This is a genomic window from Anaerophilus nitritigenes (assembly GCF_004138215.1).
GTDB lineage: Bacteria > Bacillota > Clostridia > Peptostreptococcales > Thermotaleaceae > Anaerophilus > Anaerophilus nitritogenes.
The window spans coordinates 1-14,749 of sequence record NZ_RYYS01000011.1; the positions used below are offsets into that span (position 1 = coordinate 1).

The 14,749-nt window shown below is 30.4% G+C and carries 16 protein-coding genes, 1 pseudogene and 1 riboswitch; of the genes and pseudogenes, 1 reads left to right on the forward strand and 16 read right to left on the reverse strand.

The genetic code is table 11. The annotated features are described in order from the left end of the window. Positions 1–139 precede the first annotated feature (139 nt). From EK368_RS14730 to EK368_RS01185, 16 genes are all read right to left on the reverse strand, one after another. The gene (locus EK368_RS14730; protein ID WP_165000275.1) at positions 140–307 is read right to left on the reverse strand and encodes a hypothetical protein; all 168 of its coding nucleotides are present in this window, start codon (positions 305–307) and stop codon (positions 140–142) included. A gap of 12 nt (positions 308–319) precedes the next feature. Continuing rightward, entirely contained in the window at positions 320–670 is a 351-nt protein-coding gene (locus EK368_RS01110; RefSeq protein WP_129595892.1) for a hypothetical protein, read from the reverse strand. Positions 671–1,149: 479 nt separating this feature from the next. Next, positions 1,150–1,881: an ABC transporter permease gene (locus EK368_RS01115; RefSeq protein WP_129595893.1), complete on the reverse strand. Its 732-nt coding sequence runs from the start codon at positions 1,879–1,881 to the stop codon at positions 1,150–1,152. 408 nt (positions 1,882–2,289) lie between these two features. Further along, on the reverse strand, positions 2,290–3,768 hold the full coding sequence (locus EK368_RS01125) for a TrkH family potassium uptake protein (protein ID WP_129595894.1): 1,479 nt from the start codon (positions 3,766–3,768) through the stop codon (positions 2,290–2,292). Between the two features lies 1 nt (position 3,769). Beyond that, entirely contained in the window at positions 3,770–4,435 is a 666-nt protein-coding gene (locus EK368_RS01130) for a potassium channel family protein (protein ID WP_129595895.1), read from the reverse strand. 2 nt (positions 4,436–4,437) lie between these two features. Further along, on the reverse strand, positions 4,438–4,875 hold the full coding sequence (locus EK368_RS01135; RefSeq protein WP_202976404.1) for a potassium channel family protein: 438 nt from the start codon (positions 4,873–4,875) through the stop codon (positions 4,438–4,440). Beyond that, complete coding sequence (locus EK368_RS01140) at positions 4,865–5,548, reverse strand: response regulator (RefSeq protein ID WP_129595897.1); 684 nt, start codon at positions 5,546–5,548, stop codon at positions 4,865–4,867. The genes EK368_RS01135 and EK368_RS01140 overlap by 11 nt, the downstream gene beginning before the upstream one ends. Continuing rightward, positions 5,548–5,919, reverse strand: a complete 372-nt coding sequence (locus tag EK368_RS01145) for a response regulator (protein WP_129595898.1) — start codon at positions 5,917–5,919, stop codon at positions 5,548–5,550. The genes EK368_RS01140 and EK368_RS01145 overlap by 1 nt, the downstream gene beginning before the upstream one ends. An 18-nt stretch (positions 5,920–5,937) precedes the next feature. Continuing rightward, positions 5,938–7,788 (reverse strand): sensor histidine kinase, encoded by a 1,851-nt coding sequence (locus tag EK368_RS01150; protein WP_129595899.1) that lies wholly within the window; start codon positions 7,786–7,788, stop codon positions 5,938–5,940. A gap of 70 nt (positions 7,789–7,858) precedes the next feature. Next, a riboswitch (cyclic di-AMP (ydaO/yuaA leader) is annotated at positions 7,859–7,986 on the reverse strand. 221 nt (positions 7,987–8,207) lie between these two features. After that, complete coding sequence (locus EK368_RS01155) at positions 8,208–8,417, reverse strand: hypothetical protein (protein WP_129595900.1); 210 nt, start codon at positions 8,415–8,417, stop codon at positions 8,208–8,210. 33 nt (positions 8,418–8,450) lie between these two features. Beyond that, entirely contained in the window at positions 8,451–9,848 is a 1,398-nt protein-coding gene (locus EK368_RS01160) for an FAD-binding oxidoreductase (RefSeq protein WP_129595901.1), read from the reverse strand. A gap of 11 nt (positions 9,849–9,859) precedes the next feature. Next, positions 9,860–11,083: an electron transfer flavoprotein subunit alpha/FixB family protein gene (locus tag EK368_RS01165; protein ID WP_129595902.1), complete on the reverse strand. Its 1,224-nt coding sequence runs from the start codon at positions 11,081–11,083 to the stop codon at positions 9,860–9,862. Between the two features lie 10 nt (positions 11,084–11,093). Beyond that, entirely contained in the window at positions 11,094–11,882 is a 789-nt protein-coding gene (locus EK368_RS01170) for an electron transfer flavoprotein subunit beta/FixA family protein (protein ID WP_129595903.1), read from the reverse strand. A gap of 120 nt (positions 11,883–12,002) precedes the next feature. Further along, the gene (larA, locus tag EK368_RS01175) at positions 12,003–13,277 is read right to left on the reverse strand and encodes a nickel-dependent lactate racemase (protein ID WP_129595904.1); all 1,275 of its coding nucleotides are present in this window, start codon (positions 13,275–13,277) and stop codon (positions 12,003–12,005) included. A 121-nt stretch (positions 13,278–13,398) separates the two neighbouring features. Then, the gene (locus EK368_RS01180) at positions 13,399–14,130 is read right to left on the reverse strand and encodes a FadR/GntR family transcriptional regulator (protein WP_129595905.1); all 732 of its coding nucleotides are present in this window, start codon (positions 14,128–14,130) and stop codon (positions 13,399–13,401) included. A gap of 103 nt (positions 14,131–14,233) precedes the next feature. Continuing rightward, entirely contained in the window at positions 14,234–14,416 is a 183-nt protein-coding gene (locus tag EK368_RS01185; protein ID WP_129595906.1) for a transposase, read from the reverse strand. Positions 14,417–14,572: 156 nt separating this feature from the next. Between EK368_RS01185 and EK368_RS01190 the strand changes: the two are divergent. Next, positions 14,573–14,749 (forward strand): annotated as a pseudogene (locus tag EK368_RS01190) (IS3 family transposase); the annotation flags it as partial.

A 14,749-nucleotide genomic window follows, 5' to 3' on the forward strand; every position in this document is an offset into this window, starting at 1 on the left:
GTCTCTAATAAAGTAATGGAGCGGGATTATGAACAATCCCACCCCAACTATTGACATAGAGCCCTTTTAAAATAAAGTATGAGCAATATAATATTTAATCCATAGAGTGTGTATAGAATTATCTATTAAACAAATATTTTTAGATTCCATTATATTTCTTTCTTATCTTCTTACATAAGTTTATGAAAAATTTTCCAAGTCCTAATCGTTCACCTATATAACTGGCTATCTTCATATAAATTTTTACACCTAAGATAAATATAAAAACTACAACTCCCACATTTAAAATATTCCTAATATATTCCATTATCCATACCCCCTAATATACATATACTCTACCAGATATTGTACTTAAATATATGTAAAACTTAAGAAAAGCAGCAATCATTCCAAGTAATATTAGCGACCTTCTTTTCGTTTCTTTTTCGCTTACTCTTGATTCTATAAAAGAATTCCATTTATATGGTAAGAAATACATATAAAAACATTCAATAAGCCCTAACACAATACCTGTATAAAAAGCATAATTTGTAGAACGTCTCAAGCAAGGACTATCCCATATTGCATGTTTTATCAAGATTCCAAATATGATAATAGCTGGCATAAATACTAATATTCGTTTTATGACTTTATGTATCGTAAGTGTTTTTTTCTTCTTTAATTTACACATATACAATTCTCCTTATGAACCTTTTGTTTAATGTATAAGTTTTTCTTTTATTTTAACATTATCTGTAAAGTTAAAATATAACAACTTTGTTGGCATTTTTGCATGAAACATATTAACATATATAAAGGGACTTTAAACATTCACGAATGGAGGTTTATTATGTTAAGTTTTAAAAGTATAAAACATTTTTTACGAAAGAATACAATTTTATTTAATTTTCTGCTAGTGTATACAGTTTTATTTAGCCAGTTTAAATCTATGAATTTAATAATGCAAATAGCTACAATTATGGGTTTTGTTTCATCTATTATTTTTGTATATTTACATATACAACATAATGAATAGAAAAGGTAACCCCTTTATAAATACTTAAATATTTCAAAATATATAAACAAATACTTTGAACCTAGTAACAATAAATTTTTTTAATCTCCACTAATTAATTGGCTTTGATCATTAAAAAAAGTTTTATATCCTAATTAAACAAATAATATAACAGTTAAAGCTACACTTCCAAGAATACCTAGCATGATTGCAATTTGATATTCAATAGCAGTTACAGGAGAAGTCCCTGATAAAATTTGTCCTGTCATCATTCCAGGTAAAAATATAATGCCCATTCCTACCATAGAATTAATTGTTGGAAGGATTGCAGAATCAAAAGCATTATCTACAATTTCTTTTGCAGCCATCTTGGGAGTTGCACCAAGCATTAATGCAGATTCAACAAGGTGCCTTTGATTATGCATACCATCTATAAGTCTCGTTACCCCAAGAGAAATACCAGTCATTGAGTTACCAATGAGCATTCCCGCAATGGGAATAAAATATCTTGGATCATACCAAGGGGAAATATTAACCACTACAAGTAAAAAGTATATAAGACTCAATAGAGTTCCACATATCATAGAAATAGCAATAATTCTTTTAAGGGACTTTGAGATTTTTGTTTTTGTTCTTTTAAAAATATTAAAAATAGCAAATATCTCCATTACAACGATTACAAGAATTGTATAGATTGGATTGATATGATTAAATAAATAAACAAGGATATAACCTGTTAAAATAAGTTGTATTGTCATCCTTATTGTAGAAATAAGAATTTCCTTCTCTCTTGAGATACCCCTGGCTCTTACAATAAACAATAAAACAACAACAAAGATATAAGCAGCCATCATTTGCCATAATTGAAGTTCTATTACATCATTCATGGTGTACATCCTCCTGATTCTTAACGATCCCTTTTTTATTTCAATCATCTGATCTGAAAAAAGAGTGGCTACTTTCTTAGAATGAGTAACCATAATAAGTGTTTTGTAATTTTTTTTAGTATAAGCTACTAAAGATTCAATGTTCCAGGACTCATGTCATATCCATGTTTACTAAGTTCTTCAATCATCCAAGCTCCGTAAAAATGTTCTTTCTTTGCATGATGAAGGAAAGATTTAAAAAATAAAGAAAAGCAGGTGTGGCTACACTTGCTTTTCTTCTACTTATTTTACTCCATTGATTAGAACTACTATAGCTGTGATTATTGTTGCTGTATACTCTACTTTCTTATATTAATGATTCAAACATATTTTATTTAGTTTTTTTCTGGCATAATCAAATATTCCTATTTATCTTCTCTTTATCATAAATTTTATATCTTTGATTATTTTCATACTAGCAAAAAATACTACAAAAAACTCCAATCTTCCTAACATCATACCAAAACTCTCTGTCCATAAAACCATAGAAGGTGCATCTGCCGAAGTCACTCCTACAGAAAGTCCCACCGTACCTAAAGATGATGCTATTTCAAACATAGCATCTTGTAATGAATATCCATGTATCAGTAAAATTGATATACCGATTATATACGTTAATATATATAATGTGATAAAATTTGAAGTTTCTATTTTATGTTCTGAAGAAACATAAAACTTTCCATCTGGACGAACCACATAGTCTTGTCTTACACTATTTTTAGGTAGTAAATAACTTTTTATATTCCAAACTAATGACTTTAACATTACATACACTCTGTACTGTTTTATCCCACCTGCAGTTGATCCTGCTCCTCCACCAATCAGCATTACTACAATCATCATAAAAATGGCAAATCCATTCCAATTCGTATAGCCCACTGTAGAAAATCCAGTAGTTGATAAAGCAGATGTAAGTTCAAATATAGCTACTCTTATTCCTTGACTTATACTACCATATAACCTAGTTAGGGAAAAGAAAGCAACCAACGGTACAATGAATGCTAGTAAGAAAAACATAAAGCGAATTTCTCCTATTTGAAAAAACTTCTTTATCTGCCCTTTTAAAAGTACATAATGAGCTGCAAAATTAATCGTACCTAAGATCATTAGAATCAATGTAATGAGTTCAATAGACAAACTATTATATGCTCCAATACTTTCAGCTCTCGTTGAAAATCCGCCTGTAGATACGGCTGCAATAGAGTGGTTAATTGCATCAAACCATGGCATCCCAGCCAAAATATATAAAATAATTCCTGACAATATGTACCCTGTATAAATAATCATAATTAATTTAGTAGATTTAGCTACATTAGGAAGTAATTTATCTGATCTTGCTTCAGCATTATAAAGTCCTAATCCATGAGGTCCAATGATAGCAGATAACATAATTACTGCAAGCCCTGCCCCTCCTATAAACTGCATAATACTTCTCCACATTAAAAATATATGGGAAGTCTTTGTGACATCTACAACAGATAATCCAGTTGTAGTTAAACCACTTACTGCCTCAAAAACAGCTTGAGTAAAGTTAAGTTTTCCTGATATAATAAATGGCATCGCGCAAAAAATCGTGGCACTTATCCAAGCCAATAAAACTATAACTCCACCTTCTTGAAGAGTTAACGTCACTTCCTTTACACACTTTAGCTTTCTTCTCATTACATATCCTAAGCAAATCGCTATTAAAGATGGAATGATAAAATAAGCTGTTTCATTTGCTTCTTGACTATAGACAGGTAATAATAACAAGGGTAATAATAAAGCAAAGCCAATACCTATAATAATCGTTCCTACATATCCCACAATCAACTGATATCTTTCTTTTATCAATTCTGTATATAACACCCTAATCTATCCTTCCTCTAATAACCTTCAATACTTCTGATTGGATCATTGGCAAACACAAAATAATCAATTTATCTTGCTCTTTTATAACCGTATCCCCTCTTGGAATAATAGGTTCATTTTTTCTTATCATACATCCAATAATTGTGTCTTTCGGTAAATTTATTTGACTTAAACTTTGACCTACAACTGGAAATTGTTCATTTATTTCTATTTCCATAGCTGCAACCTTTCCTTCTTCAATGGGAAATAAATTTGTTATATCATCCACTGAAATTTTTTGTTCAATAAAAGATGAAATAATATCTGCTGTACTAATAACATTTTGAACCCCTAGTTTTCTAAATATTTCAATGTTCTTAGGGTCATTTACCATTGCAAAAGTTTTTCTGACTTTAAAAATTTTTTCTGCAATTTGGCAAATAACAAGGTTATCTGGATCATCTGTTGTTAGCGCGATTACCATTTCTGAATAAGCTGCTCCTGCATCTTCTAAAATATATGGTGTTGTAGCATCACCAAGAACAATATTTGCTCTATGCATTCTTGCAAGCTTTTTACAATATTCTTCATTATTATTAATAATCGTTACATTATATCCTTTTGACACAAATGATTTTGTAAGAAAGTGTACTTGTTTTCCTCCTCCTACAATAATAATATTCATATTTACACCTCCATTTTATCCCCTACAATAATGTTTTTTAATTCTATTGCTGAAAGAATTGTAGGACATAAAGTCTCAATTCCTAATTCTTCATAAACTTGCTGTCTAGATGGTTCAAATAAACGAGCAATTACCTTTGGAACTTTATAGATTATTTTTGCGATTTGTGCAATTAATATATTTGTATTATCATCATTTGTTGTAGTAACAACCACATCCGCTTTGTTTATCTTTGCTTGAAGAAGGGAATCTATTTCAATAGCATCCGCTTCAATAGTAAAACCACTAAAGTCATCTCCTAATCTATGAAATGCACCCTCATTCTTATCAATTACAACTACACTTTTCCTTGCTTTTGAAAGTAATCTAGCTAGATGAGATCCTAATCTCCCACAACCTACAATCACTATATATTCATCATTTTTATTTCTATTGTTCATCATTTTCATCTCCTAGCTGCATTCCTACTTGGGTGTATCTGATTTGTGCTGTCCTCTGTAAGTTTTTCTCAGCTGCAACATAAGTAGGATCTAATGCAAGAGCAGCTCTATAATGCATTTGTGCTTTTTGTATTTTTCTTCTATACTCTGACAAAATACCTAATAAATTATGTGGTTCAGGTGCATCTATATTTATAGCGATAGATTTTTTGAGGAACTCTTCAGCTTTACTGTAAGATCCTTCTAATATACATTTCTTTGCGTATGCAATAACATCTTCAAAAGTTTCTACTTCTGCTTCTTCTAAATCTTTTCTATCTAATACTTCTTTTACTATAGACCTAATTTCATCTGGAGTAAAAGGTTTACTAATAAAATCAATCGCTCCTAGTTTCATAGCTTCCACAGCTTTTTCAATTGTTCCATAAGCAGTCATCATAATAACATCTATTTTACTTCCTTTTTCCCTAACCTTACTTAAAACTTGCATTCCTGTTAGCCCTGGCATTTTTATATCCAATAACATAAGATCAAATTCTTCTTCTATGGATTTTTTAAGGGCCTCTTCACCATTTACAGCACTATCTATTTCATATCCTTCTTCTTTTAAACAATGTTTTAATGTCATTCTGATATTTTTCTCATCATCCACAATCAAAATTTTTTTATTCATTATTTATCCTCCTTCATATACTTATCTATTATTTTTTTTATTTGCTCTAGTGTAAAAGGTTTTACCAAATACTCATTTCCTCCTACAGCAAAAGCTTTTGCTATATCTTCTTTTTGTGTTTTTGCACTCATAAATATAATTGGAATACTTTTGGTCATTACTTCTTCTTTTAGTGCTTCACAAACTAAATATCCATTCATTTTAGGAAGTAATATATCTAAAAAAATTAAGTTAGGCATATATTCCTGAGCTTTCTCTATCGCTTCTATTCCATCCATAGCTACTTGTATATCATACCCCATCTTTTGTAAATACATTTTTAAAGTCAATAAAATATTTTTTTCATCATCTACAATTAATATTTTATTCATAAACAAACCCCTTTACTGTTATATACCAATACTCAATGTAAAATAAAAAGTACTTCCTTCTCCTATTTTACTTTTTACCCATATTTCTCCTCCATGGGCATTGACAATCTCTTTGCTAATTGCTAGTCCTAATCCTGTACCACCAGTATTTTCGCCATTATTACTTTTTACTTGAATAAACTTTTCAAATATTCTTTGTTGATATTCCTCTGGTATTCCTTGACCATTATCTACTACACAAATGAGCATTTTATTAGCTGTTTCTTTTGCTATAATTTCAATTCTTCCTGTCCCATCTCGTGGTACATATCTTAGTGCGTTTCCTATCAGGTTCGTTAATACCCATGAGATTTTATTAAAATCAGCTTTTACTTTTGATAAATACTCTCTAGCATCTACCACAATGTTCACATTTTTATTTTGTGCTTGGATTTTGAATGAATCTGCTGCATGCATAATGATATCTTTTATATTATAAGAATCAAAATCCATTTGAATTTTTCCTGATTCAATCCTTGATAAATCTAACAAATCGCTAACCAAATTTTTTAATCTTTCTCCATCCTCCTTTACAGCTTCTAATAATTCTTTTTGATCATCATTTATTTCTCCTACTACTTGGTCTAAAAGTAATCCTACTCCCATACTAATTGAAGTTAATGGAGTCCTAAATTCATGAGATACTGTTGAAACAAATTCAGATTTTATTTGATCCACTTCTTTTAATTTGGTAATATCTTGAATTAACGTAACTACTCCAATATTATCTTCATCTCTTGTTTGAATAGGCATGATATTCATTCTATAATATTTTTTCACACCTTCCATTTCTATTGTTATATCTGTATATTTTTTATATTCATCCCTATCACTTCTCTTTTTTACCTTATCCACAATTACAAACATATCTTCTCTTTTGATTGCTTCTAAAAAGTGCTTATGGAGTACATCTTTTTCCCTTATATTAAATATTCTTTCAGCAGACTTATTCACTAGGATTAATCTGTGTTCTTCATCTGTTACAATAATCCCTTCACTAATACTTTCTACTATAGCTTCTGATTTTTGTTTTTCTTTCATTAATTTTTTTACATTTAATTTATCGAAGTTTTGAAGTTTTTGAGCCATGACATTAAATTCTTGAGCTAGCTGAGCAATTTCATCATTACCTACTATATCTAATTGTTGTTGATAATCTCCTTCAGCAACCTTCTTAATTTTTTCTATAAGATTATAAATAGGCTCAACAATTTTATTCGTCAAATAAAAAGCAAGAAGAAACCCAATAAATATGGTGATTGTAGCTACTAAAAGTGTAGAATAGGATGCTTTAATTGATATATCATGTGCTGTATCCTTACGAATAATCATTCCTTCTTGATTTAAGTTTTGCAAATCTCTACATACTTTTTTACTCTGCTCAAATAGGGGAAGAATTTCATTATAATAATATACTCTTGATTCATTAGTCCCTTGATTTTTTTGTATATCTATTAGATAGCTAAATTTGTCTATATACTGAATATATAATTTATGAATTTTTTGTAAGGTCTCTTTTTCTTTTGGTTCTGTAATATTGTCTTCAGCCCTTGATAACCATTTTAAAAATTCAATTTCATTATCTCTAAAATGATTTGCCGCCACTTGATCTGTAGAAAACATATAAGCGAGTTCTGCACTATCTTGTCTTTCCAAAGCAACAATCATATTTTGTGCTGCTACAATACTTTTATAATTAGACTCCATGATATTTTCTATAGAATTACTAAGTCGATAAAAATTAGTGATAGCTCCAATACTATTTACTATAAGTACAATAAATATTAAAATAAATACCCCTAAAATTTTAAACTTAATTCCTTTTTTCATTTTTTCACCTTCATATTTTATTTTGGAAAAATAAAAAAAACCATAGAGAAGTATGGTTTTTTTAGACCGATATTCTCTCCTTCAACGCTTACGAGGTTAGCTGTCGGGCTCGGACTGAAAGAGTTATCCTATCCTTATCGGAATTCGCCCCAATATATGGGTCCCCCGTTTCCATATGGAACTCAGCGTATAATCATTTACTTTTTATATTATCATATTATATTATCATATTATAAAATTATAGTAAAAAATAGTCAAATTAAAAAATTTTATTCTAAGTGCATATGTATTTAAATATTCCCATTTAAAGTAAATATATCCTACTTATTAAGTAATCATTAATCATATATAACTACCTAGTTTTTTATCATTGATAATTTAAAACCTCTTCATCCATTAAGTTTTTTCAAAATCTTTTGTTATTTTCTTTTTAGTTTTTCCTCAAGCTCTTGTTTTGTATATTTTGAAGTCCTTCCTTCAAAATTGTGAAATCTATTATTTTTTATTTGTTTGATAGGTTCTTTGTAATCTTTTTTTATAGCACTGATTAAAAACCCTATCAAATTATCATATGTAGATGATTTTGCGATTTTATATTTTAAAATAATAGCGAATCTTAGGAGAATCATAGAAACAGTTCCCTTGATTCTCCATTGATTTTTTTAACAAACCTTACCTGGATTCAATATATTCTTAGCATCAAATGCTAATTTTATATTCTTGAATAAATCCATTCCTAAGGTTCCTTCTGACTTCATTAGATAAGTTTTTTTTGCATATCCAATCCCATGCTCTCCAGATACCCTTCCCCCTAATTCTCTCGCTTTTTCATACATGATTTCAAATACTTCCTCAAGTTTTTTCTTCCAAGCCTCTTCCTCAAGTTCATCTTTTAGAATATATATATGAAGATTTCCATCTCCTGCGTGTCCAAATCCCTTAATTCTTATATTACATCTTTTTTGTAGTTCATCTGAAAACTTAACAAATTCAGCAATTCTATTTCTTGGTACAACTACATCACACTCATCCATCTCAGTAGTTGAAGCTTTGATTGCTTCAAGAAATGATCCTCTTGCCTTCCAAATAGAGTCTTGTCGTTCTTGAGTATTTGAAATTAATACATCTAAAGCTCCTGCTTCTAGACAAATATGTGCCACATTTTCATATGTCTTTTCAATCTCTTGTGTACTATTTCCATCAAAGGTCAATAGTAAATATGCATCTGCTGAGCGATCTGGAAACTTCATTCCCAAAAACTCTTCTGACGCCAATATTACATCTCTTACCATGTACTCGATTGCTGTTGGAATGACCTTTGCTTTAATGATTTTAGGGACTGTTTCAATAGCTGTTTCAAGATTTTTAAAAGGGATTAATAAACTGATTGATTTTTTTGGTAAAGGCAATAGCTTCAGTATTGCTTTTGTTACAATAGCCAATGTTCCTTCAGAACCCACAATCAAATCTTTTACACTGTATCCAGAACTATTTTTAACCACTTTTCCACCAACTTGCATAACTTCTCCGTTAGGAAGTACTACTTCAAGTCCTCTTACATAATCTCTTGTTACACCATATTTTACTGCCCTCATACCACCTGCATTTGTATTGATATTTCCTGCAATGGTAGCACTTTTTTCTCCTGGATCTGGTGGATAGAACAAATCATGCTCTTCTACAAATTTTGATATTTCCATGAGTAGTACTCCAGGTTCAACAGTTAAAGTTAAATTTTCTTCATCTAATTCAAGGATTTTGTTCATTTTACTTAAATTCATCATGATTCCACCATAAATCGCTACAGATGCCCCAACAAGCCCTGTTCCTTGTCCCCTTGGTGTAACAGGAATATTGTTTTCATATGCATATTTCATAATTTTTGATACTTCTTGTGTATTTTCTACTTCAACTAATATTTCTGGGTATTTATGGATTCCCCCTAATTCATCATGACTAAAATCTTCATTTATTTCTTCCTCACCAACAAAAACTCTATTTTTTCCACATATTGAAATTAAAAAATCTATATCTTTTTGATCTATCTTTTTATATACCATATGACTCACTCCTAACATTTTGTAGCTGCTGCTACTAAATCATCTACACTTAATCTCTCATCACTTAATCTTTTTATAATATTAGGTATAATTTCATATAAATCTCCTACCACTGCATAATGAGCCACATTGAAAATAGATGCTTTTTCATCTGTATTTATAGCAATAATACAATCTGAGTTATTCATCCCTGCAACAAATTGTATAGCTCCTGATACCCCACAAGTAATAATCAGCTTTGGTTTAACCGTTCTGCCACTGAGTCCAATTTGACGTCTTGCATCTATCCAACCAGCTTCAATAAGTGGTCTTGTACCTGCAACTTCTCCCCCTAATAAATCAGCTAACTGATAAATCATTTGTATGTCTTGTTGTTTTTTGATCGCACGACCTGCAACAATGACTACGTCAGCATCTTCTATACTTTTTACTTTTTCTTTTTTCTTTACTTCTAAAACATGTATTCCTGATATTAATTTTTCTTGATCTATATGACATATTGTGATCTTGCCATTTGTTTTATCACTTTTATCTGGTGCTGAAAATATTTTATATCTAACAGTTGCAAACTGTGGTCTATGATTAGGGGTATGGATATGTGCCATAATATTTCCCCCAAATGCTGGTCTGATTTGATCTAAATCTGTATTTTCCTCTACATCTAATATCGTACAATCTGCTGTAAGTCCAGTTTTAAACCTTGCTGCTGTTCTAGGTGCTAAAGATCTACCTATTGTGGTTCCGCCTACTAATGCAATCGTAGGTTGATAATTTTTAATAAAATCTTCAAATACAGCTGTATAAGGCTCTATTCTAAAGTGCTTTAATTCTTCTTCATCATATACAAATACTTCATCTACTCCATAATGCAAAAGTTCAACTGCTTTCTCTTTAATATCATGACCCATAAATAAGCAATATACGGGATGATTAATCTTTTTTGCCATTTCTTTTGCTTTTCCAATCAATTCAAAAGTAACAGGATGTATATCTCCATCTACATGGTCAACATATACTACAATTCCTTTCCATTGATCCTTATTGATCTTTATCACTTTATCTTCTACATATTCAAAAACACCTTCAGGCCCTTTTTTTACACACATTTTACACATTTTACAGGCTGCATTAATATCAACTTTTCCATCCACAACTTCAATAGCTTTAAAAGGACATAATTTGATTAATGCATCTTTATCTGCAATCTTGTCTTGATGTATAATTATTTTACTCATACGATCACTCCTAAGCAAATTTCAATTCTTTTAATTTTTTCAATAATTGATCTGTTAATTCTTCTTGAGAACCTTTCCATATCTCATGATCCGTATTTCCTTTAGGAGGAAATATTTTTTTAACCTGAGTGGGTGAACCATTTAATCCATACTTTTTCTCATCCTGATCCTCAAAATCTTTCAAGCCGTAAAAAGATATTTCTTTATCTTTTGTAGCTAATTTCAATTTAAAGGATGGCAGTCTTGGTTGGAATATTCCCTTTTCTACTGTAATAAGACAGGGAAAATCAACCTCTGCAATTTCTACTGTATTTGGCATATCCATCTCAACAACAATAGATTTTTCTTTCACTTCAATAATGCTTAGTACATTAGCAACATGTGGAATATTTAAAAACTCTGCCATTTCAGGTCCTATTTGAGCTGTATCACCATCCGTAGTCATTTTTCCACAGATCACCAAATCAGGTTTTCCTGTCTTTTTTACTCCTTGAGCTATGGTATAAGATGTAGCTAAAACATCTGCCCCTGCAAATTTTCTATCTGTAAGGAGGACTCCTTTATCTACCCCCATCATATAAGCTTCTTTTATAATCTCAGCAGCTTGAGGAGGTCCCATACTAATAGCTGTAATATTAGCTCCTTTTTCCTCCTTTATTTTTACTGCTGTTTCTATTGCATATAAATCATACGGATTCATTTTTGAATCGATGCCATCTCTTTTCAATACTCCTGTTTTCTCATCTACCTCAACTTCTGTCGTTCCTGGAACTTGTTTGATACAGACAACTATTTCCATAATATTACCTCACTTTCATTACTTATTTACTACTCTGGAATGATGGTCATACCAGTATGGCTAAAATTATAAAAACACATATCCCCTTTTTCAAAGGTTTGTTAAATTAATTTCTTGTATCTATTTAACAATAACTGAAACACCATCAGGGATTACTCCAACCTTTGCATCTGCTCCCTTTATTCTAAAAGCTCTATTTAATGCTTCTTCAAAAGTATATGCATGTTCCATATGCATTGCTTTAATCATTTGTGGATCGCATAAATCTGTAACCATAATCACTCTGTGCTTTGATAAAATTCTTGCTAATATCTGAAATTCCCATTGATCTGGAATTGTTTCATTCGCTGGTATTTTTAACACTTTTTCAAGAACTTCTTTAGGATTTTTTGCCTCTGCCATATTCTCATAAAAGGACTGCCCACCATGCCCATCATTACATGCGGCAATCATAATAATTACCCCACCTTCTTTACATATAGCTTCGGCTGCTGTCATTCCCTTTACAGCTTGATAGATATTTTGATCTAATGGATATCCTCCGTTTGTACTTACTGCTATATCTACCTGAATCTTATCAACTTTTGCTAAACTTGTAACAAATTCACAACCCTTTTCATGAGCAATCTTATAATCTCCAGCAAACGCATTGATAACCTTTTTCTCACTATCTATTACAACATTTAATATAAAAGCCAATTTTGCTGTCTTTGCTGCATATAACATATCCTCATGTATAGGATTGTTCTCTAATATACCAGTTCTAGCATAATTACTGGCAATAAACTTTGAGCAATGATTATTAAGTACAGTTTTAGCTCCTGCAACTCCTGGTAATATACTTTTTCTCCCTCCAGAAAAACCAGCAAAAAAATGGGGTTCTATAAATCCTTCAGCAATTAATAATTCTGTTTCCATTACTAATTTATTAAGCCACAGTTCTCCTCCAGAAGGAAGGATGCCTACCTTTGTTAAAGTATCTTTCTCTTTTGAAAAATGCATAACAAATTTTTCATTTTTAACAATTTCTTCACCACATTTGAAAATTAATTCTTCTTTTGTAGTAGGTCTATGATAACCAGTTGCAATGAGAATCTTTATATCTATACAAGGATTGGCTTTTCTGATTCTCTTTATCATAATTGGTAAAGTGATATGACTAGGAACAGGTCTTGTATGGTCACTTGTTATGATAATCATATTTTTTTTACCTATTACCAACTCTTCAAGCTTTTTACTTCCAATAGGATGATTTAATGCATGATTTACAATTTCTGTTTGTGACTTGTTTGCAATAAACTCACTTGCATTTGATTCTAATATTCCTTCTAAATTTTTATCAGGAATTTCAATACTCAAATGAGTTTTTGAATAAGGTACTTTTATTGTTGCCACAATATTTTCTCCTTTCAAAAGGGATATGCTTATACCACTTTATTAGTAATATAGTATTATCAATGCTTATGTAAATAATATAGCATTAATCGAAATTTTTCAACAATTGCTTTTGATTTTTTTAAAAATCATCTAGTATGTTAGATGATTGTTGATACTTGTAATTTTTCATGGCTTCATTGATCGTTTGAAGATGTTTTTTCATGGCTATAACTGCTTTTTTAGAATCTTTTTCTATTATGGCTTCACAAATTTTTAAATGCTGATCCATGAGCATTTCTTTCTTTTCTTCTTCTTTTAAAATCATTCTCCTTGCATCTTTAATAAATAATTCCATCAAAGACCCAATAGCATTTAAAAGGTTTACAATCAAGTAATTCTCTGTTATCTGAGCAATTTTGTAGTGTAATGCTTTATCAATCTTTGCTCTGTCTATTTCGTTTTGTGCTTGCCTAAATTCTTCCATCAACCTTTGTAGCTGTTCTATATCCTCTTCTTTGATTTTTTGTGCAGCTATACCAGCTGCTTCCACTTCAATAATCATTCTAAGCTCTAAGATATTTTCAGGTTTTCCTTCATTTAACATAAACATAACAGATAATGGTTCAAAAAAGCTACTATCCATATTTCCACTAATAAAATTTCCTTCTCCGTGTCTGCTTTCAACAAATCCAATAATCTCTAATGCTCTAAGAGCTTCACGGATTGATGTTCTACTTACTCTTAGCTGTTCAACTAAATCCCTCTCTGAAGGAAGTTTATCCCCTTTTTTTAAAGTTCCTTTCATTATCATATTTTGAATTTGTTCAATAACATGTTGATACACTTTTTTATTTTTTATAGGAATGAACATATTTTTTACCTCTTTCTTAAACATTCTTCTGTATTTTACAGATTGTTCTTACAATACAACACCCTAAACTAGATATATTTATAAATTATCACTTAAATTATTGTTATTTTTTTAATTCTACTTTTATTTTTCTTGAACCATAATTATTTTTACTTTCTCTAAAAATCTCGATTACTTTAGGTGTAATTTCATGGGGTAATTCTTTAGATTTTGATTCATAATAGTAAGTACTTGTAGGAACTTGTAGGACTGTACACATTGCTAATACACTGTATTTGTGAATCACACTTACTTTCGTCCTAATATCAGTGCCGCTTGATCCTTAAATTCTTCAGTATATGTTCTTCTTTCTCTTTTAGCCATATAAACTTCTCCTTTACTATATTGTTTTTAGTTTACATGACCTTAATTTTATTGTCTAGTTTATTGTAGCCTATACAACAATCTAAAGCGTATAAGAAGAATTATGAAGAAGTTCAATATCTTTTGTCCGATTAGAAAAGCCAACCGCTACAGGCGAATGATGAAAACCACTAAAGAACATACTGTTATGCCTAATTTATTAAATAGAGAGTTTAAACAGGAAATACCAAGAAAAGTATTATTGACAGATATTACA